The 24,756-nt window shown below is 70.6% G+C and carries 24 protein-coding genes and 1 pseudogene; 7 read left to right on the forward strand and 18 right to left on the reverse strand.

The window, feature by feature from the left end; all coding sequences use genetic code 11:
• Positions 1 to 34: 34 nt before the first annotated feature.
• Complete coding sequence (locus tag ACWD3C_RS23100) at positions 35 to 283, forward strand: type II toxin-antitoxin system Phd/YefM family antitoxin (protein WP_451146765.1); 249 nt, start codon at positions 35 to 37, stop codon at positions 281 to 283.
• Entirely contained in the window at positions 284 to 535 is a 252-nt protein-coding gene (locus tag ACWD3C_RS23105) for a type II toxin-antitoxin system RelE family toxin (RefSeq protein WP_451146767.1), read from the forward strand. It begins immediately after the preceding gene.
• Here ACWD3C_RS23105 and ACWD3C_RS23110 read toward each other — a convergent pair.
• The 3 genes from ACWD3C_RS23110 to ACWD3C_RS23120 all read right to left on the reverse strand — a co-directional run bounded on the left by ACWD3C_RS23110 (position 532) and on the right by ACWD3C_RS23120 (position 2,867).
• Positions 532 to 1,419: a PaaX family transcriptional regulator gene (locus tag ACWD3C_RS23110; RefSeq protein WP_451146902.1), complete on the reverse strand. Its 888-nt coding sequence runs from the start codon at positions 1,417 to 1,419 to the stop codon at positions 532 to 534. The genes ACWD3C_RS23105 and ACWD3C_RS23110 overlap by 4 nt on opposite strands.
• A gap of 247 nt (positions 1,420 to 1,666) precedes the next feature.
• Positions 1,667 to 2,029: a VOC family protein gene (locus ACWD3C_RS23115; RefSeq protein ID WP_451146769.1), complete on the reverse strand. Its 363-nt coding sequence runs from the start codon at positions 2,027 to 2,029 to the stop codon at positions 1,667 to 1,669.
• Between the two features lie 7 nt (positions 2,030 to 2,036).
• Positions 2,037 to 2,867: a trans-aconitate 2-methyltransferase gene (locus ACWD3C_RS23120; RefSeq protein ID WP_451146771.1), complete on the reverse strand. Its 831-nt coding sequence runs from the start codon at positions 2,865 to 2,867 to the stop codon at positions 2,037 to 2,039.
• A 155-nt stretch (positions 2,868 to 3,022) separates the two neighbouring features.
• Between ACWD3C_RS23120 and tamR the strand changes: the two genes are divergently transcribed.
• On the forward strand, positions 3,023 to 3,520 hold the full coding sequence (tamR, locus tag ACWD3C_RS23125; RefSeq protein WP_451146773.1) for a MarR family transcriptional regulator TamR: 498 nt from the start codon (positions 3,023 to 3,025) through the stop codon (positions 3,518 to 3,520).
• Positions 3,521 to 3,736: 216 nt separating this feature from the next.
• Here tamR and ACWD3C_RS23130 read toward each other — a convergent pair whose 3' ends face one another.
• On the reverse strand, positions 3,737 to 4,510 hold the full coding sequence (locus ACWD3C_RS23130) for a LuxR C-terminal-related transcriptional regulator (RefSeq protein ID WP_451146775.1): 774 nt from the start codon (positions 4,508 to 4,510) through the stop codon (positions 3,737 to 3,739).
• A gap of 251 nt (positions 4,511 to 4,761) precedes the next feature.
• On the opposite strand from ACWD3C_RS23130, the gene ACWD3C_RS23135 reads away from it, so the two are divergent.
• Positions 4,762 to 5,229, forward strand: coding sequence for a GNAT family N-acetyltransferase (locus tag ACWD3C_RS23135; protein WP_451146777.1), 468 nt, complete (start codon positions 4,762 to 4,764; stop codon positions 5,227 to 5,229).
• Positions 5,230 to 5,264: 35 nt separating this feature from the next.
• Here ACWD3C_RS23135 and ACWD3C_RS23140 read toward each other — a convergent pair whose 3' ends face one another.
• Both ACWD3C_RS23140 and ACWD3C_RS23145 read right to left on the reverse strand, forming a co-directional pair.
• Positions 5,265 to 5,891: a Uma2 family endonuclease gene (locus ACWD3C_RS23140; RefSeq protein WP_451146904.1), complete on the reverse strand. Its 627-nt coding sequence runs from the start codon at positions 5,889 to 5,891 to the stop codon at positions 5,265 to 5,267.
• Between the two features lie 102 nt (positions 5,892 to 5,993).
• The gene (locus ACWD3C_RS23145; RefSeq protein ID WP_451146779.1) at positions 5,994 to 6,221 is read right to left on the reverse strand and encodes a hypothetical protein; all 228 of its coding nucleotides are present in this window, start codon (positions 6,219 to 6,221) and stop codon (positions 5,994 to 5,996) included.
• Between the two features lie 244 nt (positions 6,222 to 6,465).
• On the opposite strand from ACWD3C_RS23145, the pseudogene ACWD3C_RS23150 reads away from it, so the two are divergent.
• The 3 genes and pseudogenes from ACWD3C_RS23150 (at position 6,466) to ACWD3C_RS23160 (ending at position 8,150) form a co-directional block, all read left to right on the forward strand.
• A pseudogene (locus tag ACWD3C_RS23150) lies at positions 6,466 to 7,404 on the forward strand (CPBP family intramembrane glutamic endopeptidase).
• 186 nt (positions 7,405 to 7,590) lie between these two features.
• Positions 7,591 to 7,836 carry a hypothetical protein gene (locus ACWD3C_RS23155; protein WP_451146781.1) on the forward strand — a complete coding sequence of 82 codons (246 nt, stop codon included), beginning with the start codon at positions 7,591 to 7,593 and terminating at the stop codon, positions 7,834 to 7,836.
• Positions 7,833 to 8,150 (forward strand): hypothetical protein, encoded by a 318-nt coding sequence (locus ACWD3C_RS23160; RefSeq protein WP_451146783.1) that lies wholly within the window; start codon positions 7,833 to 7,835, stop codon positions 8,148 to 8,150. The genes ACWD3C_RS23155 and ACWD3C_RS23160 overlap by 4 nt, the downstream gene beginning before the upstream one ends.
• A gap of 20 nt (positions 8,151 to 8,170) precedes the next feature.
• Here ACWD3C_RS23160 and galK read toward each other — a convergent pair whose 3' ends face one another.
• The 12 genes from galK to ACWD3C_RS23220 form a co-directional block, all read right to left on the reverse strand.
• A complete protein-coding gene (gene galK, locus ACWD3C_RS23165) occupies positions 8,171 to 9,355 on the reverse strand; it encodes a galactokinase (RefSeq protein WP_451146785.1) in 1,185 nt (394 codons plus the stop codon).
• Between the two features lie 41 nt (positions 9,356 to 9,396).
• On the reverse strand, positions 9,397 to 10,359 hold the full coding sequence (galE, locus tag ACWD3C_RS23170) for a UDP-glucose 4-epimerase GalE (RefSeq protein WP_451146787.1): 963 nt from the start codon (positions 10,357 to 10,359) through the stop codon (positions 9,397 to 9,399).
• A complete protein-coding gene (gene galT / locus ACWD3C_RS23175) occupies positions 10,356 to 11,417 on the reverse strand; it encodes a galactose-1-phosphate uridylyltransferase (RefSeq protein ID WP_451146789.1) in 1,062 nt (353 codons plus the stop codon). The genes galE and galT overlap by 4 nt, the downstream gene beginning before the upstream one ends.
• A 343-nt stretch (positions 11,418 to 11,760) precedes the next feature.
• Positions 11,761 to 12,477 carry a helix-turn-helix transcriptional regulator gene (locus ACWD3C_RS23180; protein WP_451146791.1) on the reverse strand — a complete coding sequence of 239 codons (717 nt, stop codon included), beginning with the start codon at positions 12,475 to 12,477 and terminating at the stop codon, positions 11,761 to 11,763.
• Positions 12,478 to 12,901: 424 nt separating this feature from the next.
• Entirely contained in the window at positions 12,902 to 14,779 is a 1,878-nt protein-coding gene (locus ACWD3C_RS23185) for an outer membrane protein assembly factor BamB family protein (RefSeq protein ID WP_451146793.1), read from the reverse strand.
• 113 nt (positions 14,780 to 14,892) lie between these two features.
• Positions 14,893 to 16,770 carry an outer membrane protein assembly factor BamB family protein gene (locus tag ACWD3C_RS23190; RefSeq protein ID WP_451146795.1) on the reverse strand — a complete coding sequence of 626 codons (1,878 nt, stop codon included), beginning with the start codon at positions 16,768 to 16,770 and terminating at the stop codon, positions 14,893 to 14,895.
• 425 nt (positions 16,771 to 17,195) lie between these two features.
• Positions 17,196 to 18,998, reverse strand: coding sequence for an ABC-F family ATP-binding cassette domain-containing protein (locus tag ACWD3C_RS23195; protein ID WP_451146797.1), 1,803 nt, complete (start codon positions 18,996 to 18,998; stop codon positions 17,196 to 17,198).
• A 113-nt stretch (positions 18,999 to 19,111) separates the two neighbouring features.
• Positions 19,112 to 20,260, reverse strand: a complete 1,149-nt coding sequence (locus ACWD3C_RS23200) for a peptidoglycan recognition protein family protein (RefSeq protein ID WP_451146799.1) — start codon at positions 20,258 to 20,260, stop codon at positions 19,112 to 19,114.
• A gap of 117 nt (positions 20,261 to 20,377) precedes the next feature.
• Positions 20,378 to 21,286, reverse strand: a complete 909-nt coding sequence (locus tag ACWD3C_RS23205; protein WP_451146801.1) for a 4-(cytidine 5'-diphospho)-2-C-methyl-D-erythritol kinase — start codon at positions 21,284 to 21,286, stop codon at positions 20,378 to 20,380.
• Positions 21,283 to 22,224, reverse strand: coding sequence for a 16S rRNA (adenine(1518)-N(6)/adenine(1519)-N(6))-dimethyltransferase RsmA (rsmA, locus tag ACWD3C_RS23210; protein WP_451146803.1), 942 nt, complete (start codon positions 22,222 to 22,224; stop codon positions 21,283 to 21,285). The genes ACWD3C_RS23205 and rsmA overlap by 4 nt, the downstream gene beginning before the upstream one ends.
• A gap of 128 nt (positions 22,225 to 22,352) precedes the next feature.
• A complete protein-coding gene (locus ACWD3C_RS23215; protein ID WP_451146805.1) occupies positions 22,353 to 23,660 on the reverse strand; it encodes a ubiquitin-like domain-containing protein in 1,308 nt (435 codons plus the stop codon).
• A gap of 175 nt (positions 23,661 to 23,835) precedes the next feature.
• On the reverse strand, positions 23,836 to 24,714 hold the full coding sequence (locus ACWD3C_RS23220) for a TatD family hydrolase (protein ID WP_451146807.1): 879 nt from the start codon (positions 24,712 to 24,714) through the stop codon (positions 23,836 to 23,838).
• Between the last annotated feature and the right edge of the window lie 42 nt (positions 24,715 to 24,756).

A 24,756-nucleotide genomic window follows, 5' to 3' on the forward strand; every position in this document is an offset into this window, starting at 1 on the left:
GGACCACAGATAAACCTTGTGGAACCATGCGCGTATGACTGAGATTGCCATCAGCGCAGCCCGCTCCCAGCTCGGCGACCTGGTCCGCCGCGCCGCCCACGGCCGCGAGACCATCGCCCTCACCGACCACGGGCACGTGGCCGCGCTCCTCATCTCCCCCCAGGTGATAGAGGATTTCGAGGACGCGCTGGCGTTGGCCGAGTACGAGCTCAAGAAGGAGCGCGGGACTCTGGGGCCGGGCATCCCGCATGAAGAGGTCGGCCGGATGCTGGGGCTGCGGTAAGTGACCTACGAGATCATCTGGGAACCGCGCGCCACCAACGCGGCCGCGCGGTTCCTCAAGGACGACCCCGCCGGGCCGGCCGCCGTCTATGAAACCGTGGACACCCTGGCCGCCCAACCTCGTCCAGACAATTCCGTTCCGTACGGATCACAGGATGTACGCCGCCTGCACGTCGGCGGCTACCGGGTCCTGTACAGGATCGACGACGAAATCATCCGCATCCTCGTCACCCACCTGGGCCGTACGCCCTAGGACAGCCCCCGGTCTCCCGTCGCCGCCCGCAGCGGCGTCGTTTCGAGCACCTCCCCGGCCGCCCTCCGCGCCGCCCCCTCCGTCTGCCGGGCGATCCTGCGGAACGTCTCCTGGGCCTGCCGGGCGGGCCACTGCGGGGGCAGGTGCTGGACCGGGAGGCGGGGGTCGGTGCGGATGACGCGGAGCCACTCGGCGACGAGGCGCAGCCGGGTCGCGATGGGTTCGGCCGAGGCACCGGCGGCGGCCGTCCACCTCTTGTCGAAGGCGACGTACCGCGCCGCGAGGGTCTCCAGGTCCCAGCTCTCGCGGATCATCAGGCCGACGTCGGTGAACTCGTCGGCGCGGGCGTGGAAGACCTTGACGTGAGCGTCGAGGCCGAGTTCGGAGACGACGCCCCGGACGTCGGCGTGGCCGGGCGCGATCCACAGCCCGCTGTAGAGGGCGCCGAAGCCGGACCAGGTGAGCCGGGAGCGCAGGTCGTGACGCTGGCGCTGCCAGGACTCGGGGAGGGAGAAGCCGAGGAGGGTCCAGGTGCCGTCCCAGTCCTCGTTGACCGCGCCGTCGCGCCAGATCCGCTGTCCGCCGTCGCGCAGGATGCCCTGGGCGTGCGGGGTGAGCCCGAAGAACATCTTCCGCCCCTCGCGCTGCCGCCGCAGCAGCCCCCGGCCCACCATCCGCGTCAGCGTGGACCGCACCGCCTGCTCGCCCGTACCGACCCGCCCGAGTACGTCGATGATGCTGCCCGAGTACACGCCGAGGTCGCTCTCGCCCTCCCCCTTCTCCAGCAGATGGTTGCCGAAGAAGGTCAGCACGAGGGACTGGGGGCGCAGTTGCGGAGCCTCGTCGATGCCGCCGCCGTTACGGGCCTCGGGTCCATCCAGCATGCCGTCCATGCCGTCCGTGTCGTCCGTGTCGTCCTCCACAGCGGTAAGCGTACGGCCGTCCGATAGGGGAGTACGGGCGGCCGTACGCGATCCCTCCGTCCCGTACCGGTGGTACGACGGTTCACGAGACGATCTCCTCCCTCACCTGCACGCGAGGGAGGAGGACACCGTGAAAGTAGGCGTACTCATATCGGCCGTCAACATCCTGCACAACATTGGCCCGCGCACGTCGCGCACCTCGCGCCCGTCAGCCCGTCGGCTCCAGGAACTCCAGCCGGTTGCCGACCGGATCCTCCGCATAGAAGCGGCGGTGACCAGGAAGGTCGTCGTCCCAGGTGACCGGCACCCCGCACCCGGCGATCCGGTCCGCGTACGCCTCGATGTCCCGCACCCGCAGCCCCGGATGGGCCTTCCCCGGCGGCCGACAGCCCTCCTCGATCCCGAGGTGCAGTACGACGTCCCCCGCCCGGAACCAGCAGCCACCGCGCGCGGCGAGCACCGCCGGCTTGGGGATCTCGGTCATCCCGAGGACATCGACGTAGAACGCGCGCAGGGCGCTCTCGGACCCCGGCGGGGCGGCGAGCAGAACGTGATCGAAGGCGACCAGCATCTGGGCGTCACGCCCCCTTCCGCTTCCGCGCGACGACGAAGATGCGGCGGAACGGGAAGACGGTGCCGTGGGCGGTGGCGGGATAGGCCCCGCGGAGCGCCTCGCGGTACTCGCCGATGAACTCCTCCGTGGCCCGCGGGTCGTCGGCGAGGGCGGTGAGGACGGGGCGCAGGCCTGTCCCCTTCACCCAGTCGAGCACCGGGTCCTCGCCCTGCAGGAGGTGCAGATACGTCGTCTCCCAGGCGTCGGCCTCGCAGCCGAGACCGGCGAGTGACCGCAGGTAGGCGGCGGGGGCGTGGACGGCGTCGTCGTGGCGGAGGGTGTCGCCGAGGCGGGTCCTCCAGCGGGCGGAGTGGGCGAGTTCGCGCATCAGGCGGTGGCTGGGCGAGTCGAAGTTGCCGGGCACCTGGAAGGCGAAGGTTCCGCCGGGGGCGAGGCCGTCCACCCAGGCGGGGAAGCGCGTGAGGTGGCCGGGCACCCACTGGAGGGTCGCGTTGCTGACGATCAGGTCGTACGGCTCCGGGGGCACCCACGTACGCACGTCCACCTCGGCGAAGTCGAGCCGTCCGCCGCCCGGGGTCGGGCCCTCGTGGTCGACGCGGGCCCTGTCGAGCATCTCAAGCGAGTTGTCGTACCCGGTGATGCGGGCTGTGGGCCAGCGGTCGGCGAGGAGGCGGGTGACGTTGCCGGGGCCGCAGCCGAGGTCGGCGATGCGGGGAGGGCCGACGGCAGGGTTCGCGGGGAGTTCGGGGACTTGGGCCAGCAGGTCGAGGAAGGCGCGGGCGCGGGGGCCGGAGTGGCGCAGGTACTGGCGGGGGTCCCAGGTAGGGGCGGACATACGTATGCACCTCATCGAAGTAATCGAAACCGTCAGAGCCGTCGGAGCCGTCGGAGTCACCGAACGCGCCACCACTCCCGTACGCGCCATCTCTTGATGTCAAGAAACTCGACATCAAGAGACTTCACATCGACACAACCACTACACTGATCGCCATGGAGGACGAGGTCGATCGACTGGTCGCAGCGTGGCGCCGGGAGCGCCCTGACCTCGACGTGGAGCCGCTGGAAGTGCTGAGCCGGGTGAGCAGACTGGCCCGGCATCTGGACCGCGCACGCCGTCTGGCGTTCTCCGAGCACAGCCTGGAGCCGTGGGAGTTCGACGTGCTGACGGCGCTGCGGCGCGCGGGCACCCCGTACCAGCTCTCCCCCGGTCAGCTGCTCACGCAGACGCTCGTCACCTCGGGCACGATGACGAACCGTATCGACCGCCTGGCCAAGAAGGGCCTGGTCGAGCGCCTGCCCGACCCGAACGACCGCCGGGGCGTGCTGGTCCGCCTGACGGACGAGGGCCGCGACCGCGCGGACCAGGCACTGTCCGGGCTCCTGGACCAGGAACGGGCGATCCTGGCCGAGCTGTCGACCGCCCAGCGCGGCGAACTGGCAGGCCTGCTACGCCAGTTGACCGCCCCGTTCGACAACATCCCTGGCTGAGGGCCTGCCGGGCGGATCATGCCGGAGACGCGGGGTCTGGCACGCACTCCCCCACTGCCTTAAGTGCGTGGGGGACCCCCAGCCGCGTTGTCGTCACTCGCCGACGCTCCGCGTCGACTCCCTCCTCCGCCTTGCAGCTGCACGCTCCCCCACGCTCGAACCGGCTTCGCTCGGCTCGCGCGGGGGCACCCCCATGACCCCGCTCCCCCATGTTGATCAGGCAGTGTTGGTTTCCTCCGACCTGATCCGCCCGGCAGGCCCTAGGTCGACAGGCCCGACGCCGGCGCGGCGGGCGAGTGCGACGGCGGCGAGGGTGGAGTGGACGCCGAGCTTGCCCAGCACGTTCTGCATATGCGTACGGACGGTGTGCGGGGACAGGAACAGGCGCTCGGCGACGGCCTTGCGCCCCAGCCCCGCCACCATGCACCGCAGCACTTCCCGCTCACGCGGCGTGAGGGACTCGACGAGCCGCTCACTCTCGGTGCGGTGCTTGCGCGCGGCGGTCAACTCCCGCAGCACACCGGTCAGCAGGGCGGGCGGCAGATGCGTCTCGTCCCGCAGCACACCCCGGATGACGGTGAGCAGCCGGGACAGCGAGCAGTCCTTGGCCACCCACCCCGAGGCACCGGCCTGCAGGGCGAGCGCCGCCCGCCGCGGGTCGTCCTTCTCGGCGAGGACGACGGTCCGTACGCTCGGCTGCCCGGACCGCACGCCGACGACGAGCGAGATGCCGTCGACGAGCCCGTCCTCGTTGCCTTCTTGTACGGGTACGGCCGGCCGCGCCCCCGGGACATTGCCTCCCAGGTCGGCATCGACCAGCAGCACATCGAACTTGCGGCCTTCCGCCGCCGCGCGTTCCAGACAGCGCAGCGCGGCGGGGCCGCTGCCGGCGGCGGACACGTCGACGTCGGGCTCGGCGGCAAGGGCCGCGGCGAGCGACTCGGCGAAGATACGGTGGTCGTCGACGACCAGGACTCGGATGCGAACCACTGAAACCCCCACTGGTCGGGGGACGACCGGCGCGGGTACGACGCCCGGAGTGCTCCCCGGATTTGGCCTGGGTCGGGGCTGCCGCAGCCGCACGGCCGCCGCCGTGCTGGAACTGCTACCCCCACTCCGGGCGTCGTACCCGACTGTCTCGCCCCCTGATCAACACCGGCCCCCACCGGTGCTGTTCATCAGGGTACGGCCGGGGGCCGGGAGCGGAAGGCAATTTGCAGAACTGGTTGGCCAGCGCGTTTATGGTGAGCCGTATGTTTCGTATGGAGACAGAAGTCGACAAAGAGCGCAGCCATTTGCTTCGTTCCCGGCTCCGCGACACGAACACGGCCGCGTCCCCCGTCCTCCGCGCCCTCCGCGGAACCCCAGGTGAACGCGGGGTTCCGCTCCACGTGTGGCTACTGGACGAGTCGGACACCCTCGCCGGCGGCCTCGTCGGCCACACCTGGGCCACCTGGCTCCACGTGACCTACCTCTGGGTCACCGAACCCCACCGCGGCGCAGGCCTCGGCTCCCGGCTCCTCTCCGAAGCGGAACACATCGCCACCACCGAGCGGGGCTGCCGGGGCGCCCGCCTGGAGACGTGGGACTTCCAGGCGCCGGAGTTCTACCGGAAGCGGGGCTACGAGGTGGTGTGCGTGATCCCGGACTATCCGCCGGGGATCACGGAGTACACGCTGACGAAGCGGTTGGGGGCGCAGGGCCTTTGACTGGGCCCTTTTTACCGGGCCTTTTACAGGGCCTTTTACAGGGCCTTGAGGGCGTCCAGCGTGATGTCGACGTCGATGTCATACGGCACACCGAGGTCGAGCTTGTCGTGGTGGATCCCGGTCAGGGCGTACGTCTTGTTCACCGGGTCGATCTCGTAGACCCGCACCACGGGGTGCTGGTTCCCCTCTGCCATCTCGACCAGCCAGAAGTACGAGATGCCCGCGGCCGCGTACTTGCGGGGCTTGGTGTCCCGGTCACGGGCCTCGGAATCGGGGGAGACGACCTCGACGGCGAGCACGACGTCCTCTGCCCGGAAGCGGGTCTGCTCCAGGCCGGTGACCGCCTCGGCGCGCACTACTGACAAGTCCGGTTCGGGCCCGTTGCGGCGATCCAGTACCACGGTCATTTGACGCTCGACCTTCAGTTCGTCCGGAACTGTGCGGCGCAGGCCGTTCATCAGCAACTCGATCATCTTGGCGTGGAAACGCCGCTGCGGACTCACGAAGACCAGGCTCCCGTCGATCAGCTCGGTGTGCGGCGGGAGGTCGGGCAGTGTGAACAGGTCGTCCACGGTGTAGCCGTCGCGCGGTGGTACGGGCCAACGGGTGCCGGGCGCGTCGGCGGGCTCAGGGGTCGGCTCGGCGATCGGCTCGGCGGTCATGGTGATTCCTCCCATGGACGGGATTCTCGGCCTGCCTGTCCACGGTAGCCGCCGGATTCGCTGATCGTCATCACAAAGGGTGACGTCGCGGCTCCGTGGCCGCTATTGCCCGGGCGCGAGGCCCATGTCCTTCGCGGTCCTTCGCGCTGTAGCGGGGCAGGCCGGTGGTGTCGTCCAGGTTCCGAGGTCCGTGGTGACGGTGACCGGTTTGCCGTAGGGGAGATGCAGCCGGTTCTCATAGGCGGGTCGGCCCTCGGCCCGCCGCTGGACGTCCGGATTCGACTGGAGCCTCACCGCGATGTGGATCACCCTCACGATCCTGTGGGTCAACGGGTATCTGTAGCTCCTCCGCTGGACCGGGGCTCCCCACCTCAGCGCCGGCGTTGTCAGCCGCTTGAGTCGGGCCTCGTAACACCATTACATGCGATGCCCAGGCGCTGTTGGCGCTGATGCCTGCCGTGACCGACCAAACCGGACCTGTTGACGACAGAAGGCGACTACTTTGAGATCCGATGTGCCGCTGCCCGATGGCCAGCCGCCTCTCCCTCCCGAACCAGCCTGGCAGGGCTGGGCGTTGCCCCCGGCAGGGCCCGTTCCCAAGCCTGGCCCGGTCCGGGCTCCGGCTGGCTCCCGATATCACGAGCAGGGGAGGAACGGGCAGGGAGGCAGGTTCGGTTGGCTGGGTGAACTGCTCCTGGTCATGGTGCTGGTCGTGGTGGGAATGCTGTGCGTCTACCTGGCCGGTGCGACCGTGGCGGCCGTGCTGGACGCGGGACCCACTTCAGCGGACAGTGAGCAGGTCTTCGCGGACCCCCTCGCGGACATGGTCGTGAACCTGGCCGCGCTCTCGGTCGGCATACCCGTGGTCCTGTGGGGGGTGCGCTACCTGGGCAAGCGCCCGTCGGGCACGGTCTCATCGGTCGCCGGCCGGGTGCGCTGGGGCTGGCTGGGGCGGTGCGCAGCCGTGGCCTTCCCGTTGATCGCGCTGCAGTTCGGGCTGCTGATCGCGTGGACCTGGGGCAGCGAACCGCCCGGGGAAGCGGGACAGGGCTTTCCCGGCTGGCCCGCGTTCCTGTTGAGCCTGGCCGTGCTGTGGGCGGTGGTCCCGTTCCAGGCGGCCGCCGAGGAGTACGTCTTCCGGGGCTGGCTGGTCCAGGTGATCGGCCGGGCCGTGCGCTCCCCGTGGCCCGGAATCGTGGTCGCGTCGCTGCTGTTCGCCCTCGCGCACGGGCTGGGTGAACTCTCCGGGTTCGCCCTGCTGTTGTACTCCGCGATGTGGTGGGGCTGACTGGTGATCCGCACCGGCGGGCTGGAGGCGGTGATCGCGCTGCACATCGCCAACAACGCCTGGGCCCTCAGCCTGGCAGCCGCCTTCGGTGAACTCGCCGACGACAGCACCGCGGCCGACGCCCCCTGGCAGGCCCTCGCCCTCGAACTCGCATTCGCACCGCTGTACTGCCTGACCATGACACGGCTCGCAGACCGCCGTGCTGTCACCCGCCAAGCCCCATAACGAGGAGACCTCATCACAGCCTTGATGCGGATCATGGTGGGTTGGTCCCCGAACCGGACACAGCGCCGCAGAACCGCAGGTCCTGATCGCATGGGCCGGGGTACGGTGAAACCGACGCCGCGAAAGGGAGCCGTTACCGCCATGACCACGAACCCGGCAGACTCCGGACCGTCCCCCCTCCCCCCCATGCGTACCATCGGCGAACTCCGTGCCGCCCTCACCATGGGCTACGGCTTCCCCGGCGACGCCGACGACTTCGAGGCCGAGCTGGCTCGCGAGATCAACCATGCCGACCCAGCCGACCTCACCGGAATCGTCCGCCTGGTCGAGGAGTTCAGGGGCCGGATCGCAGCCCGTCAGGATCCCGACTTCGACACTGCCGTCGCCGCGGCCGTCGCCGAGATTCGGGCGGCCCGAGGGACTGCCCGGTGACCGACGGGCAGCCGCAGGTCGTCGCCGAGATCACGCAAGAGGCCCGTGCTCGTTGTCAGAGCATCGGCGGAGGTGCCCTCGAAGCCGTCGAGGCGCTCCGCGCCGAACTGGAGAAGACCCCGGCGCTCGGCCGACGAGCCCGAAGCGCCGTCGGGGGCATGAAGATCTACACGACGCGTCTCGAAGGTACCGACGCACGACCAGCACTCACCGTCACCTATGTCTACGATGAGCCGCCGCCCGAACCCGGCCTGATCCGCATCGCTCTCGTGTCGCCGGTGCGCTTCGCGGGCGACGGCGGCGCCGAGTCCTGAGACCGAGCCACCGTGCTGCCTCACCCCACCCGCCGCGCCCCCTCCGAAGGCACCGCCGTGAAGACCCGAGGTGCGGTGAAGCCCGCGGCGGCGAAGGCCTCCTCCACTGCCTTGGTGACCGTGTCCGCGTCTGTCGACTCGACCAGGACGATGGCGGAGCCGCCGAAGCCGCCGCCGGTCATGCGGGCGCCCACAGCGCCCGCGGCCAGGGCCGTGTCGACGACCAGGTCGAGTTCCGGGCAGGAGATGCGGAAGTCGTCGCGGAGGGAGGTGTGGCCGTCCACGAGGACCGGGCCGATCGCTCTCTGCTCGCCCGACTCCAGGAGCGACACCACCTGTTCCACGCGGTGGTTCTCGGTGACGATGTGGCGGACCAGGCGGCGGACCTCCTCCTCGTCGCCCAGGCGGGCCAGGGCCGCGTCGAGGTCGTCGTACGGCACGTCCCGCAGCGCGTCGACGCCCAGCAGTGCCGCGCCCTTCTCGCAGCCGGCGCGGCGCTTGCCGTACTCGCCCTCGCTGTGGGAGTGCTTGACCTGGGTGTCGACGACCAGGAGGCGCATGCCCTCGGCCGCCAGGTCGAAGGGGATCTGGCGCTGGGAGAGGTCCCGGGTGTCCAGGAACAGCGCGTGGCCGGCCTCGCAGCAGGCGGACGCCGTCTGGTCCATGATCCCGGTGGGGGCGCCCACGTAGACGTTCTCGGCGCGCTGGCACAGGCGGGCCAACTGCCAGCCGGCCAGGCCGAGTTCGTACAGGTCGTTCAGGGCCAGGGCGACGACCACCTCCAGCGCCGCCGACGACGACAGGCCCGCGCCCGTCGGCACCGTCGAGGTCAGGTGGATGTCGGCGCCCGTGACCGCGGAGTGGCCCGCGTCGCGCAGGGTCCAGATCACGCCCGCCGGGTACGCCGTCCAGTTTCTGTCCGACTCCGGTGCCAGGTCGTCCAGGCGGAACTCCACCACCCCGCCCGCCACGTCCGACGAGTGCAGGCGCAGGACGCCGTCCGCTCGGCGTGAGACCGCCGCGACCGTGGTGTGCGGGAGCGCGAACGGCATCACGAAGCCGTCGTTGTAGTCGGTGTGCTCGCCGATGAGGTTGACCCGGCCCGGCGCCGCCCACACCCCTTCCGGCCCGGCTCCGTACAGCTCCTTGAACCGCTCGGCGACAGTCCCAGCCACTGCGTCAGCCCCTGCGACAGCCTCGCTCATGCCCTTACCCCTGACCCTTCCGCACTCACGTACGTACGTTCTTACTTGTCTCGGCCCTGCGCGAACTCCCACGCGTCCGCCACGATCCCCGCGAGGTCCGCCCGCGAAGGGTTCCAGCCCAGCCGCTCCCGCGCCGCCCGCGCGGAGGCCACCAGGACCGCCGGGTCGCCGCCCCGTCGCGGGGCCGCGACCTCGGGGATCGGGTGCCCGGTGACCTGGCGGACGGTCTCGATGACCTCGCGGACGGAGAAGCCGTTGCCGTTGCCGAGGTTGCAGATCAGGTGTTCGCCCGGGGCGGCCGCCGTCAGCGCGAGCAGGTGGGCCTCCGCCAGGTCGGCGACGTGGATGTAGTCACGGATGCAGGTGCCGTCCGGCGTCGGGTAGTCGTCGCCGTAGACGGAGATCGCGTCGCGCTTGCCCTGCGCCACCTGCAGGACCAGCGGGATGAGGTGCGACTCGGGGTCATGGCGTTCGCCATACGCGCCGTACGCGCCCGCCACGTTGAAGTAGCGCAGGGACACCGCCCCGAGGCCGTGGGCCGCGGCCTCGCCCGTGATCATGTGGTCGACGGCCAGCTTCGAGGCGCCGTAGGGGTTCGTGGGGGCGGTCGGGGCCGTCTCGACGATGGGCGTCGTCTCCGGCTCGCCGTAGGTGGCCGCCGTGGAGGAGAAGACCAGCTTGCGTACGTCCGCCGCGCGCATCGCCGCGAGCAGCGCCATCGTGCCGCCGACGTTGTTGTCCCAGTACTTCTCGGGCTTCACGACCGACTCGCCGACCTGGGAGCAGGCGGCGAAGTGGAGGACGGCGTCGAAGGAGGAGTCCAGCCACTTGGCGGCGTCGCGGATGTCGCCCTCCACGAAGGAGGCGCCCGCCGGCACGCCCTCGCGGAAGCCCGTGGAGAGGTTGTCGAGGACGACCACCTCGTGGCCCGCCTCCAGCAGATGCTGGGCGACGACGCTGCCCACGTAACCCGCACCACCGGTGACCAGGTACTTCCCACTCATGAACCCGCTACCTCTCGCAGTCGCTCGGCTGCGGTCTCCGGCCGGATGTCGTTGATGAACACGCTCATCCCGGACTCGGAGCCCGCGAGGAACTTCAGCTTGCCGGAAGTGCGGCGAATGGTGAAAAGCTCCAGGTGGAGTGCGAAGTCGTCCCTGACCACACCTTCGAACTCCTCCAGCACACCGAACGGCGCCTGGTGCCAGGCCGCGATGTACGGCGTCGGCGGTTCACCCTCGCCGAAAATCCGGTCGAAGCGCCTCAAGAGTTCCAGATACACCTGGGGGAACTCTGCGCGGGCCCCCTCGTCGAGCGCGAGCAGGTCGGGCACGCGCCGCTTGGGGTAGAGGTGCACCTCGTACGGCCAGTGGGCGGCGTACGGGACGAAGGCGGCCCAGTGGTCGGTCTCCAGGACCATCCGCTCGCCGGTCCGCTCCCGCTCGACCACCGCGTCGAACAGGTTCTCCCCGCCCGTCGCCTCCTTGTGTGCCGCGAGTGACCTGAGCATCAGCGCAGTACGCGGGGTGGTGAAGGGGTAGGCGTAGATCTGGCCGTGCGGATGTCCGAGGGTCACGCCGATCTCGGCTCCCCGGTTCTCGAAGCAGAACACCTGCTCCACGGAGGGGAGATGCGACAGCTCGGCCGTGCGGTCGGTCCACGCGTCCAGGACGAGGCCCGCCTGTTCCTCGGTGAGGTTCGCGAAGGACGCGTTGTGGTCCGAGGTGAAGCAGACGACCTCGCAGCGGCCGGAGTCTCCGGTGAGCGAGGGGAAACGATTCTCGAACACGACCACGTCGTACGACGAATCCGGGATCTCGCTCAGGCGGTCGCCCTCGGAGGGGCACAGCGGGCATTCGTCGGCCGGCGGGTGGTACGTGCGGCCCTGGCGGTGCGAGGCGATCGCGACCGAGTCGCCGAGCAGCACGTCGCGCCGCACCTCGGACGTGGTGACGGTGCGCTCCAGGGGTCGCTTGTCGACCGCGTCGCGGACCGTGTCGTCACTCAGGTCGTAGTAGATGAGCTCACGACCGTCGGCCAGCCGGGTCGAGGTCTTCTTCACAGCAACGCGCCTTTCCCCTCCGTCGAGGGCCACTGGGAACCGGCCGGGGGTCCGGGGGTTGTCCCCCGGGAGATGCAGCACGCCGGACTCCCCATCCGTACCCCATCAAACCTTCAAACAGAACCAAACACATCAAACCACAATCCCCCAGACGCGTCACCGTCACAACCAAACAAAGAACACCAGCAGAAGCGAGCTCCTGTCACCCCTCGCTTGCGTCACCGCGCCCGGCCGCGGCATCGACAGGACCGATGAGGGTGGAGTGACGGCCGTGTACGTGTGCGGGGCTGTGGTTCACCAGTGTGAACCACAGCCCCGCACTCACGCCTCCCGCGGTCCTCGCCTACGCCTTCTCCGCCCCCTCCGACGGCGAAGGCGGCTGCGACGGACCGGGGGCGGGACCCGCCCGGTCCAGCAGGCCCGTGCGGGCCGCCAGGGCCGCTGCCTCCAGGCGGGAGCCGACGCCCAGCTTCATCAGGACGCGCTGGACGTGGGTACGGGCCGTGGAGGGGGCGATGCCCATGCCGGCCGCGATCAGACGGGTGTCCTCGCCGTCGGCGACCCGGACCAGGACCTCGACCTCCCTCGGCGTCAGCATCTGGAGCAGGCGCTGGCCCTCGTCGTCGGGCTGGGCCGCGGGGTTGAGCAGCTCGCTGAAGGCGCTCTGGAGCAACTGCGGTGCCACGGCGGCCTCCCCGGCGCGCGCCTTCATGATCGCGCGCTCGACCCCCTCTATCCGCTCGTCGTGCCGTACGTAACCCGAGGCGCCCGCGGCGAACGCGGCCGCGATGCCGCGCGGGTTCGGCACCGGGCCGAGCACCAGCACCGCCACCTGCGGGCGCTCCCGCTTGATCCTCACCACCGGGTCGAAGATCCCCGGCTCGGCGGGTGCCGCCGTACCGAGCAGGCACACCTCCGGTGCCCTCGTGATCACCAGCTCCGCCGCTCCCGCGGCAGGCGCCGCCGCCGCGAGCACCCGGTGCCCGCGCAGCTTCAACGCCGAGGCCAACGCCTCGGCGAGCAGTCGGTGGTCGTCGACCACCATGAGCCGCACTCCCATCGAGCCACCCCCCAGTCCCCCCAATGAGTGCCCCCACTACGGACCCGCTACGTATGCCCACCGGCCCCCTGGACCCCACGGACAGAAGCCCCCTCCGGCTCCCCCGCTTCCGGCTCCCCCGCTCTTCATGCCCCCGGAAGCTACACGCTTGTTCGACGTTGCGCTTCCCCTACGCGAGAGAAGTGCCCCGGATTACCGGAATCAGCCCTTTCGGGCCGTCATGCCTCGGGACTCTCCCAGGCCTGACTGGGCAAAGATAGGGGACCTGTCGTACGACACCATGAACTCGCCTGTCACAGGCTCATGTCCGACCGGCTCACGCCCTCTTCGGATCACTCTCTGTCCGTTACGAACCGGAAATGCCCCCGCCGACATCACCGGAGTGATCGTCGGCGAGGGCGATCCGCTGCCAGGCCCGATCGGCTTACTGGGCGCCGAAGGCGACGACCAGGTACTCCTTGTCGTCGGCGCTGTACGGCTTGGAGACGTAGATCTCGGACATGAACAGACGCCCGCCGCCGTACACAAGCTCCGCGTACTCCGGGCTCATGCTGGTCTCCGCGCTGCGGACCGAGTCGCTGGCGGGGTTCTCCAGGAGCTTGGTCTCCTTGAACGTGGAGCCGTCGATGCTCACGATCTGGCCGCCCTTGTCGTACGGCGGGCGCTTGTACGCGAGGAGGTTGGGGCCGTCCATGCGCAGCGGGGAGATCGTGTAGCCGTCCCCGGCGTCGGCGCGCTCGCCGGTCTGCTTGCCGGTGGCCAGGTCGAAGGCGATGATCTCGTTGGTCTGGCTGTAGTCCCCGGAGCCGTCGTGCTCCTCGGTCGGCACATAGATCTTGTCGTTGCCGACCGCCAGCATCACGCAGTTCTCGACCGCCCGGATGCCGTCGCACTTGGCGGCATACTTCTCGCTCTCCGCGGTGATCTTGGTGCGCAGCTCGCCGGTCTTCCCGTCGATGGAGAAGAAGTCGGAGATACCGCTGCCGTCCTTGGCGGAGTCACCGACGTCGGCGGCCACCACGATCGGCTGGGTCGACACGATGCTCGCGTACCCGATACCGGTGGCCATCTTGTACTCCGAGATCACCGTCCCGTTCTCCGGGTTGACGTTCTGGATGTGCAGCGTCCGGTTGTCGTAGGACCCGCACTTGCGGATGGCCACCAGGGCCGGGCCACCGCCGTACCCGCTGTCGTAGCAGGAGTCGCCGGCCTTGGGCGCCCACAGCTGCTTGCCGGAGTCGATCTCGAAGGCGGCGCCGCCGTTGGTGCCGCCCACGGCGACCGTGTTGCCGCTCACGGTGACGTTGTCGAAGTTGAGCTTCCGGTCGCCGACCGTCTCCGTCCACAGCTTCTTGCCCGTGTCGAGGTCGATGCCCGTGACCTCGCTGCACCCGTGGTGGGACGTCTGCTTGGTCGGCATGGCCGGCTGGTGGACGATCGCCGTCCGGTTGTCCTCGCTGATGTGGCGGCTGGCCGAGCACACCGGGCCGGGCAGGGGAATCGTCCACTGCTTCGAGCCCTTGGCGAGGTCGTAGCCGGTGATCTCGGCGATGCCGCTCTTCGCGTACACCTTGTCCGTCAGCCAGGAGCCCGCGACGACGATCGTGGAGTCGTCCTTGACCTCCGGCGCCGGGACCTGGAAGAGCACCTTGCCGCTGGTGTCGGCCGGGACCTCCTCCTGTGCCTTGGTGTCGCCGCCGGAGGTACCGCCGTCGGTGCCGCCCCCGTCGGTGCCGCCGTCGGTGCCCTTCTCGTCGTCCGTGCCGCCGGTGGTGCCGCCGTCGGTGCTCGCCGAGTTGTTCTTGTCGTCGTCCTTGCCCTTCGAGGACGAGTACCAGACCCCGCCGCCGACGATCAGCGCGATGGCGGCGACGGCCGCGACGATGATCATCATCTGGGCGTTGAGCTTCCGCCCGCCGCCGCTCTGGGGCGCCTGCAGATGCATCGGGGTGGTCGGCGGCGTGTAGCCGTACTGCGGCTGCCCGTACGGGGGTTGCTGGGCGTACGGGGAGGGCGGCTGGCCCTGGGGCTGGCCCGGGTAGCCGTAGCCGGGCTGGGCGGGCGGGGGTGTCTGGGGCGCTTGGGCCGCCTGGGGGTAGCCGTACTGGGGCTGCTGGGCCGGAGGCGGCGTCGGTGGGGTCTGGGGCGTCTGCGGGTAGCCGTAGCCGGGGCCCTGCGCGGGCGGCGGGGGTGTGGGCGCGCCGAAGCCGCCCTGCGGCGGGGGGTCCTGCGGGGGCTGGGGCTGGTCCGGGGGCTGCTGGCCCGGCGGCTGGTTGGGCGGCGGGGGCGGCGGCTGGGTCATGACGTGTGTACCTCGTGTGCCTCGGTCGAGGCTTCGGAGCGGATGGGGTGGTGGTCGTGGGGAGGGGCGGCTGCCGGACGGGCGGCGGCGCCCCCTTGCCGTGGCGGAACCGGCTACTCGCCGTAGGCCAGCATCAGCTTCTCCTGCGCCTCGTCATTGCCCGTCAGCCGGGTGGTGGAGATGTAGAAGCGCCCGTCGACGTAGTCGATCGCCTTCGAGTAGAAGCTGTTCTCGATGTCCGCGGTGCCCTGCGGGTTCTGCAGCAGCTTCACCGGCTTGTGGCTCTTGCCGCCGGTCGGGATGGAGACGACCTGGCCGCCCGCGTCGTACGACGGCTCGACGTACGCCAGCAGGTTCGCGCCGTCCAGCTTCATCGGCTTCATCGACTCGCCCGCCGGGGACTTGACGCGCCACTTCTCCTTGCCGTCGGCCAGGCTGATGGCGACGATCTCGTTCGCGCCGCCGGTCGCCTCGGTCGGCAGGTAGAGGGTGTCCGCGCCGACCGCCACTCCCGTGCAGCCCTGGAGGTCACGCGAGAGGGCCGTGAAGCCGCAGTCCGGCGCGAAGGACTCGTCGACCTGGAGCTCGGAGCGGAACGTCCCGTCGGCGTCCTTCAGGACGGACACGTTCCACTGGTCCTTCTCCTCATTGGTGAGGTAGAGGACGACAGGGTCGACGGAGTAGGCGCGCTGGACCTCCCAGCCCTTGGGGATCTTCTGGGTCCACTTGGCCTTGCCGTTCGCCGGGTTGAGCTCCTGCACCTCGTCGTGCGCGGTGTCCGTACCGGCACCGCAGGACGACACGGAGATCAGCTTGGCGCCGCCCGTGAACGCGCTGGGGAAGCAGGACGCGCCGTACTTCTCCTTGTCCCACTTCTTCTTGCCGGTGGTCACGTCGTACGCCGTACCGGACAGGTCGCGGCCGACCATCAACGTGTTGCCCATGACGTTCAGTTCGATCTGGAGCGCGCTGTCGAACAGCCCGCCCTCCTCGACCTCGGCGGTCCAGCCCTTCTCGCCGGTGTTGAGGTCGACCTCCTGCAGCTGGTTGCACTTGGCCCGGTCGCTGGAGCCGCTCTTGTACGCCACGATGATCTTCTCGGCGGCCGTCGGCTGCTCGGTGACCGCGCAGATCTCCTCCGGGAACGTGATCGCGTCCCACGTCGGCTTGCCGTCGTCGACGTTGTACGCGAAGAGCTGCTTGTACGCGGCCTTCACCGCCGCCTTGTCGGTGATCCACAGCCCGAGGGCCTCGGCACCGGAACCGGGCGCGTCGGGACCCTCCTTGTACCAGAGCACCTTCGCCTCGCCGGGCCGGCGGCCCTCGTTGAGGTCCTCGGGGGCCGAGTCGCCGTCGCCGCTGCCGTCGCCCTGGTCGATGGGCGCGGAGGCGTCCCCCGACGGCTTGCTGTCCTGGCTTTCCTGGCTTCCCTTGCTTTCCTTGGCGACGGGCTTCTTCTGGTCGCCGTCGTCACCACCGCGGGTCACCGCGAACACGGTCCCGCCGATCACCAGCAGCACGGCCACCGCGGCACCGATGATCATCGCGGGCTTGCCCTTGAAGGGGCTCTTGCCGCCGCCGCTGCCGCCGCCGGGCGGGGTGCCGGGCGCGCCCGGGTACTGCGGCTGCGGGTAGCCGTAACCGGGCGGCTGGGGCTGGGCGTACGGGCCCGGCTGCTGGGGGTAGCCGTAGGGGCCAGGCTGGTTGTACGGGCCGGGGGGCTGGGCGTAGGGGCCGCTGCCGGGTTGCTGGGGGTAGCCGTAGCCGGGCTGGGGCTGCGGCGGGGTGGGGGGCGGCGCCTGCGGGGACTGGGCTGGGGGCGGCGGGGTCTGCGGTGCTTGAGGTGCGTCGCCGAAGCCGCCCTGCGGGGGCTGCTGGGGCGAGGGCTGTTGCTGTGGAGGCTGTTGCTGTGGAGGCTGCTGCGGCGGTGGCGGGTCCTGCGGAGCTCCGAAGCCGCCCTGCGGCGGCTGATGATTGGGCGGCTGGGTCACAGCTCGTTCCCCCCGTAGTCACTTCACTGATTTTTCGCCACCCGCGGTCAGAGCCTGTGTCATATCCCCGGCCGGATCAGCGCACGTCGTCTGGTGCGTGCGATCGCAAGGCGCCGGAAGGTCCTCGTAGCGGAGCTACTAGGGCCTTTCGGCAACGCGGCGAGCGTGCGTGCCAGGCGGCGTGCGCCCGGCCGGGGATATGACACAGGCTCTCAGTGCCCAGAGTGGTTCCCAGATGGCTCTTGGTGTTGTCAGACGGCTCTTTCTATCACTGCGACGCTCTCACGACCGGGGCCGGTCGCTCCCCTGTTCCCAAGGGAGGACCGGCCCGTAATGCGCCCGTTACGCTCCTTCACGCCCCCTTCACCGGACGTGCGCGCAGTCCGCCGTACGCCCGATGTGCCCCCACACATCCCTCGTACGCGTTATACGTCTTCCGCAAGTTCAAGCCACCGCATCTCCAACTCCTCACGCTCGCCGACCAGTTCGCGAAGCTCCGCGTCGAGCTCGGCGACCTTGGCGAAATCCGTGGCGTGTTCGGCGATGAGCGCGTGGAGCCTGCTCTCCTTCTCGGAGACCTTGTCCAACTGCCGCTCGATCCGCTGGAGTTCCTTCTTGGCGGCGCGGAGGTCGGCGGAGGGCTTCGCCGTGGCGGACTTCTCGGCGACCGGCACGGAGGCGGCCGCGGCCTCCTCCATCCGGTGGCGCCGCTCCAGGTACTCGTCGATCCCGCGCGGCAGCATCCGCAGCGTGGCGTCGCCGAGGAGCGCGTACACCCGGTCCGTCGTCCGCTCGACGAAGAACCGGTCGTGGGAGATCACCACCATCGAGCCGGGCCAGCCGTCGAGGACGTCCTCCAGCTGGGTGAGGGTCTCGATGTCGAGGTCGTTGGTGGGCTCGTCGAGGAAGAGGACGTTGGGTTCGTCCATGAGCAGCCGCAGCAGCTGCAACCGCCGCCGCTCACCACCGGACAGGTCCCCCACCGGCGTCCACTGCTTCTCCTTCGTGAACCCGAAGGTCTCGCAGAGCTGTCCGGCGGTCATCTCGCGCCCCTTGCCGAGGTCGACGCGCTCCCGGACCGCCTGCACGGCCTCCAGCACCCGCCAGGTGGGGTCGAGTTCGGCGACCTCCTGCGAGAGGTAGGCGAGCTTGACCGTCTTGCCGACGACGATCCGCCCGGCGGCGGGCTGCTGCTCACCCTCGCTGCGCGCCGCGTCCGCCAGGGCCCGCAGCAGTGAGGTCTTGCCGGCGCCGTTCACCCCCACCAGGCCGAAGCGGTCGCCGGGGCCGAGGTGCCAGGTCAGATGCTTGAGCAGCATCTTGGGCCCGGCCTGCACAGTCACGTCCTCCAGGTCGAAGACCGTCTTGCCGAGCCGGGAGCTCGCGAACTTCATCAGTTCACTGCTGTCGCGCGGCGGCGGTACGTCCTGGATCAGCTCGTTGGCGGCCTCGACGCGGAAGCGCGGCTTGGATGTACGGGCGGGGGCGCCGCGCCGCAGCCACGCCAGCTCCTTGCGGACGAGGTTCTGCCGCTTGGTCTCCTCGGTGGCGGCGATGCGCTCGCGTTCGGCGCGGGCGAAGACGTAGTCGGAGTAGCCGCCCTCGTACTCGTGCACCGTGCCCCGCTGTACGTCCCACATGCGGGTGCAGACCTGGTCGAGGAACCAGCGGTCGTGGGTGACGCAGACGAGGGCCGAGCGGCGCTCGCGGAGGTGGTTCGCCAGCCAGGCGATGCCTTCGACGTCGAGGTGGTTGGTGGGCTCGTCGAGGACGATGAGGTCCTGTTCGTCGATGAGCAGCTTGGCGAGGGCGATACGGCGGCGCTCACCGCCGGAGAGGGGGCCGATGACCGTGTCGAGCCCCTGCGGGAACCCGGGGAGGTCGAGGCCGCCGAACAGCCCGGTGAGTACGTCCCTGATCTTGGCGTTGCCCGCCCACTCGTGGTCCGCCATGTCCCGGATGACCTCGTGGCGGACGGTGGCCTCGGGGTCGAGGGAGTCGTGCTGGGTGAGGACGCCGAGGCGGAGGCCTCCGGAGTGGGTGACACGGCCGGTGTCGGCCTCCTCCAGCCTGGCCAGCATCCGGATCAGCGTCGTCTTGCCGTCCCCGTTGCGGCCGACGACTCCGATGCGGTCCCCTTCGGAGACGCCGAGCGAGACGCCGTCGAGGAGGGCACGAGTGCCGTACACCTTGCTGACGTTCTCGACATTGACCAGGTTGACGGCCATTTTTCTCCTGCACACGGGGATCGGTCAGCCTCCCAGCGTAGTCTGCGCCGGTCGCGACCGATCCCCGCAGGTCACCAGAGGTGGGTCACCGGAGACGGATCACCGGGTGCACGTCACCTCGCCGCCGCCACGCGGACCTCGGCGAGCAGGTCGTACATCGTCTGGCCGGGGCACTCGGTGGCCATCCAGTCACGGTGGCCGCTGATCGTCTCCACGTCCCTCTCGACGCCGTTGACCGGGTTCACGAAGGTCGTCTTCGCCTGCGGGTCCAGGCCCTTGACGCGCGTGATCACCCTGATCAGGCGAGTCAGGGAGGCCTTGGCGGCGTCCGTGGGGCCCTGCTCGGTCAGGGTACCGAGGAGGGCGATGCCGAGGTTGCCGGAGTTGAAGCCGCCGGTGTGGAAGCCGGTGACGACATTGCCGTCCTTGTCGAAGGCGGGCATGCCGTCGTCATCGGAGTAGCGGCCCTCGTAGACGTTGCCGGACTCGTCGATGAGGAAGTGGTAGCCGATGTCGCCCCAGTCGTTGGTGATCGCGTGGAAGTCGTAGATCGCCCGGACCGTCGCGGCGGGGTCGGGGTCGTCGTTCGGCGTGGCCGTGTGGTGCACGGTGATGCACTGCAGCGGGAAGTACTGCTCGGGCGAGTTGACGTCCCCGTTCTCCAGGAACCGCTTCGACTCGTCGGCGCCCCAGGCGGGACGGGAGAAATACCGCACGCCACGCACGCGCGTGGGCTCCGTCGGCACCCTGAAGGTGCGCTTCGGCCCGTCGGTGGTGTCGACCGCCCGGCAGCGCACGCCCGTCGCGCCGGCCGAGGCCTTCACCTCGAACGCCGTCGCGTCACCGGCCGCGACCAGCGCCGTACCGCCGTCCTCGACGGTGGCGCAGCCGACAGTCAGCGGCTGCCAGGTACCGGGGGACGCCTCGCCGTTCGCGAAGAGGACGTCGACGCCGTCCTGCGCGCCCTTCCAGCGGACGCCGACATAGGAGGCGGCGAAGGCGGTGGTGGCCTCGCCGGTGCCCTTGACCGTCTCGGCGCGGGTGGCGGGGAACTTCTCGGGCTTCGTGCCCTTGTCGGCATCGGCGGCCGGGGTGTTGTCGGCCGGGGCGTTGTCGGAGTCGTCGCCGGCGGCGAAGACGGTCGGGGTGAGAGCGGCACCGGCGGCCACGGCCGCTGCGCCGCCGAGCACGCCGCGGCGGGAGAAGCGCGACTTCCTGCGGTGGGAGGAGGTGGGGGTGGGGGTGGCGGGGGGTTCGGACACGGGAGTTGACCTTTGCCTTCCAGCGATTGCTTGAATCGTCAAGGGAGGCTAGTCGTCACACGCGCCACTTCCGTACTACCTTCGCAGTAATTTGTGTGAAGATCGGGCGAAGAATGTTTAGTTGCGGTCGCCGAGGATCACGGCGCCCGCCGCCGGGCCCGACGCCGTACGCACCGTCCGGCAGGTCCCGGAGGCCCGCAGCACCTCCGCCACCTTCCCCGCGGACTCCGCGTCCCGTGCGAGGAACGCCGTGGTCGGGCCCGAGCCGGAGACGAGCGCGGCGAGGGCACCCGCGGCGCGGCCCGTGGCCAAGGTGTCGGCGAGTTCGGGGAAGAGGGAGAGCGCGGCGGGCTGGAGGTCGTTGGAGACCGCGGCGGCGAGCGCGTCGGGGTCTCCCTCGGCCAGGGCGTCGAGGAGTTCCTCGGACGCGACGGGATCGGGGATGTCCGTACCCTCGCCGAGCCGGTCGAACTCCCGGAAGACGGCCGGGGTCGACAGCCCACGGCCGGCCATCGCGAAGACCCAGTGGAAGGTCCCGCCGACCTCCAGGGCCTCCAGCTTCTCACCGCGCCCGGTGCCCAGAGCGGCCCCGCCCACCAGGCTGAACGGCACGTCGCTGCCCAACTCGGCGCAGATGTCCAGCAGTTCCTCACGGGAGGCGCCCGTACCCCACAGCGCGTCGCAGGCGAGGAGGGCGCCCGCGCCGTCCGCGCTGCCGCCCGCCATACCGCCCGCGACAGGGATGTCCTTGGCGATGTGGAGGTGGACGGCGGGGTCGCCGATGCCGTACCGCTCGGCGAGCGCGAGGGCGGCGCGGGCGGCCAGGTTCGTACGGTCCAGGGGGACTTGGCCGGCCTCCGGCCCCTCACAGGTGACCCGCAGCTCGTCGGCCGGGGCCGCCGTGACCTCGTCGTACAGGCCGACGGCCAGAAACACGTTCGCCAGGTCGTGGAAGCCGTCGGGGCGGGCGGCGCCCACCGCGAGCTGCACGTTGACCTTGGCGGGGACGCGTACGGTCACACTCACGACGGCTCCTCGTTCTCCGCGGTCCGGGCTCCGTCGACCTGGTTCTCGGCGATCCGGTTCTCGACGACCCGGTTTTCAGCGATCCGGTTCTCGGCGATCCGGGCGAACTCCTCGACGGTCAGGGACTCCCCGCGCGCCTGCGGTGAGACCCCGGCCGCCACCAGCGCCGCCTCCGCCGCGGCCGCCGAACCCGCCCACCCGGCGAGGGCGGCCCGCAGGGTCTTACGCCGCTGGGCGAAGGCGGCGTCGACGACGGCGAAGACCTCGGCCTTGGAAGCGCTGGTCTTCAGGGGCTCGGCCCGCCGCACCAGCGCGACCAGCCCGCTGTCGACGTTCGGCGCGGGCCAGAAGACGTTGCGCCCGATCGATCCCGCCCGCTTGACCTCGGCGTACCAGTTGGCCTTCACGGACGGCACCCCGTACACCTTCGACCCGGGCGCGGCAGCCAGCCGGTCGGCGACCTCGGCCTGCACCATGACGAGGGTCCGCTCGATGCCGGGGAACGTGTCAAGCATGTGCAGGAGCACCGGGACGGCCACGTTGTAGGGGAGGTTGGCGACCAGCGCGGTGGGTGCCGGCCCCGGCAGTTCCCGTACGTGCATGGCGTCGGCGTGGACGAGCGCGAAGCGCTCCGCGCGCTCGGGCATGCGGGCGGCGACGGTCGCCGGGAGGGCCGCCGCGAGGACGTCGTCGATCTCGACGGCGGTGACCCGGTCCGCGACCTCCAGCAGGCCCAGCGTGAGCGATCCGAGGCCCGGTCCCACCTCCACGACCACGTCGTCGGGCCGGACCTCCGCGGTGCGCACGATTCGCCGTACGGTGTTGGCGTCGATCACGAAGTTCTGGCCGCGTTGTTTGGTGGGCCGTACGCCCAAGGCTGCCGCCAGCTTGCGGATGTCGGCGGGGCTCAGTAGGGCGTCGGGGTTGGGGCTGTTCACGGAGTAAGCCTAAGCGCCATGGGGTGGTGGGGTGTGTGACGGCTGCGGGTTCGATGTGGCTGGTCGCGCCCACGCGGCGGAGCCGCACATTGCCACGGCCCCGCGCCCCTTTCGGGGCGCGCCCCCGCTTATCCGTGCAGCCTCGCCCCGCAGTGCGGCCACGGACTCGCGCCCCGCTGCACGTACAGCTTCTTCGCGCGGAAGGTCTGTTCGGAGGCCGGGGCGTCCTGGGGGCGGCCTCGGCCGCCGAGGCGTTGCCAGGTCTGGGGGTCGAACTGGTAGAGGCCGCCGTAGGTGCCCGAGGGGTCCACGGCGTTGGGGCGGCCGCCGGATTCGCAGGCGGCGAGTCCGGACCAGTTGAGGTGGTCGGCGCCCTGGACGGAGGGCGGCCGGGGCTTGGTGCCGACCTTCACCACCTGGGTCCGGGGCTCGCGGACGACCTCCGACTTGGTCTTCCGGGGCTTCCGCTTGACGCCGTTGACCGTACGGACGGAGTACGTGGTCCGGCGGACACCCGGGCGTCCGGCGCGCTCGACGACCTCGGTGCCCCGGAAGAGGGAGGGGTCGTCGGTCCGCTGGACGTCGAAGGGGATCGACTCCTCGCGGATCTCCTTGGTGTCGGTGATCCGCAGGACGGTGACCGTCTGGCTGTCGCGCGGGAAGCTGTCCTGCGGGACGGACGTCCTGTCCTGCCCGTGCAGGGTGATCCCGGCCTCCTTGACGGCTTCCCCGACCGTCGCCGCGTTCGTACGGATCGTCCGCGTCCGCCCGTCCGCCATGATCGTGACGGTGCGTTCGGTGCGGACGTCCAGCGCGAGCCCCTCCCGCCCGATCCGCCGGGAGCGCGAGGCCGACACGTACGCCCCCTCCGCGCGCACCCCGAGCTGCTTGAGCGCCCCCTCCACCGTGCGTGCGGTCGTCCACACCTGGCGCCGCTGCCCGTCGAGGGTGAGCCGCACGGGGCGCCCGTACCGGACGGCGACCTCGTCGCCGCTGGCCAGCTCGGTGCCGGGCGCGGGCGCCACGACGTCGTGCGCGCCCACGTCGACGCCCTCGTCGGCGAGCAGCTCGGTCACGTCGTCCGCGAAGGTGTGCAGCGTGCGCGCCTTGCCCTCGACGGTCAGCTGGATCGCCTTGTCCTTGGCCACGAAGGCGGAGGTCCCGCCCGCGAGGAACGCCACGACCAGGGCCTGCGGCACGAGGCGGCGGAAGGGGGTGTGGAAGGGGTTGGGGCGGTCGGGGGTACGGCGACGGCGACCGGCGCGGCCGGGGGTACGGGGCTCCAGTGGGCGGGTCTCGTAGGCGGGCCGGTAGGTGTCCTCGGGGACACCATAGGGGAGGGTCTCGGCGCTGCTGTGGGGTTGGTGACGGTCAGGGCCGTCGTCGTACGACTGTGGAGAGGCAGGTCCATACGTCCCGTACTGCGATGTGCTCACGACGACACGCTCCAGCGCTCCAGCGCTCCAAAGGGTCCGGATCGGGCGACGAGAACTTAATGGAACGACCGTCACCCTCCAAAGCAACGCGATTACGCAGTGTCGCGACACGGGCCAGTACTCGGTCGTGTCAATCCCTCGGACGGCTCTGAGAGTGTTCCGAAGCCGTGATCCCTCAGTAATCGAACGCGCGGGCGGTGTTCGTCGCGATGGCCGTCGCCAGCGCGTCCTCGTCGATGCCCCGCACGGCGGCCATCGCGCGGACCGTGACCGGAATGAGATACGGGGCGTTGGGCCGTCCGCGGTACGGCGCCGGGGTGAGGAAGGGCGCGTCGGTCTCCACGAGGACGAGGTCCAGCGGGGCCACGGCGAGGGCGTCGCGGAGCGGCTGGGCGTTCTTGAAGGTGACGTTCCCGGCGAAGGACATGAAGTAGCCGTGCGCGGCGCACACTTCGGCCATCTCCGCGTCGCCGGAGTAGCAGTGGAAGACGGTCCGCTCGGGCGCGCCCTCCTCCTTCAACACCCGCAGCACGTCGGCGTGGGCGTCGCGGTCGTGGATGACCAGGGCCTTGCCGTGCCGCTTGGCGATCTCGATGTGCGCCCGGAAGGACCGCTCCTGTGCCTCCTTGCCCTCCGGCCCGGTGCGGAAGTAGTCGAGCCCGGTCTCGCCGACCGCCTTCACGTGCGCGAGGGCGGCGAGCCGGTCGATCTCGGCGAGGGCGGAGTCGAGGCCCGCGTCCCCGCCCGGCTCCCGCACCCCCTGCCGCGACCAGCCGTCCGGGTCCCCGTGCACGATCCGCGGCGCCTCGTTGGGGTGGAGCGCGACGGCCGCGTGGATGTTCTCGTACGCCGCCGCGGTGTCGGCGGCCCAACGGGAGCCGTTGACGTCACACCCGACCTGCACGACCGTCGTCACCCCGACCGACGCGGCCTTGGCGAGGCCCTCCTCCACCGTGCCGGACTGCATGTCGAGGTGGGTGTGCGAGTCGGCGACGGGGATGCGGAGGGGTTCGGGGAGCGGGGGCGCGGCGCTCTTGTCGGCGTTCGAGGGCATGCCCTGATCCTACGGAGCGGCGGCATGCCCCCGGCCGGGCGG

It is taken from the genome of Streptomyces sp. NPDC002845 (genome assembly GCF_053591955.1).

Bases quoted from the DNA above. Each gene is read 5' to 3' on its own strand.
- ACWD3C_RS23110 (WP_451146902.1), bottom strand. From the start codon at position 1,419: ATGCTGGATGGACCCGAGGCCCGTAACGGCGGCGGCATCGACGAGGCT.
- ACWD3C_RS23120 (WP_451146771.1), bottom strand. From the start codon at position 2,867: ATGTCCGCCCCTACCTGGGACCCCCGCCAGTACCTGCGCCACTCCGGC.
- ACWD3C_RS23155 (WP_451146781.1), top strand. From the start codon at position 7,591: ATGCGTACCATCGGCGAACTCCGTGCCGCCCTCACCATGGGCTACGGC.
- galE (WP_451146787.1), bottom strand. From the start codon at position 10,359: ATGAGTGGGAAGTACCTGGTCACCGGTGGTGCGGGTTACGTGGGCAGC.
- ACWD3C_RS23180 (WP_451146791.1), bottom strand. From the start codon at position 12,477: ATGGGAGTGCGGCTCATGGTGGTCGACGACCACCGACTGCTCGCCGAG.
- ACWD3C_RS23195 (WP_451146797.1), bottom strand. From the start codon at position 18,998: ATGGCCGTCAACCTGGTCAATGTCGAGAACGTCAGCAAGGTGTACGGC.
- ACWD3C_RS23220 (WP_451146807.1), bottom strand. From the start codon at position 24,714: ATGCCCTCGAACGCCGACAAGAGCGCCGCGCCCCCGCTCCCCGAACCC.
- ACWD3C_RS23185 (WP_451146793.1), bottom strand. From the start codon at position 14,779: ATGACCCAGCCGCCGCCCCCGCCGCCCAACCAGCCGCCGGGCCAGCAG.
- ACWD3C_RS23135 (WP_451146777.1), top strand. From the start codon at position 4,762: ATGGTGAGCCGTATGTTTCGTATGGAGACAGAAGTCGACAAAGAGCGC.
- galK (WP_451146785.1), bottom strand. From the start codon at position 9,355: ATGAGCGAGGCTGTCGCAGGGGCTGACGCAGTGGCTGGGACTGTCGCC.
- tamR (WP_451146773.1), top strand. From the start codon at position 3,023: ATGGAGGACGAGGTCGATCGACTGGTCGCAGCGTGGCGCCGGGAGCGC.
- ACWD3C_RS23100 (WP_451146765.1), top strand. From the start codon at position 35: ATGACTGAGATTGCCATCAGCGCAGCCCGCTCCCAGCTCGGCGACCTG.
- ACWD3C_RS23140 (WP_451146904.1), bottom strand. From the start codon at position 5,891: ATGACCGCCGAGCCGATCGCCGAGCCGACCCCTGAGCCCGCCGACGCG.
- ACWD3C_RS23115 (WP_451146769.1), bottom strand. From the start codon at position 2,029: ATGCTGGTCGCCTTCGATCACGTTCTGCTCGCCGCCCCGCCGGGGTCC.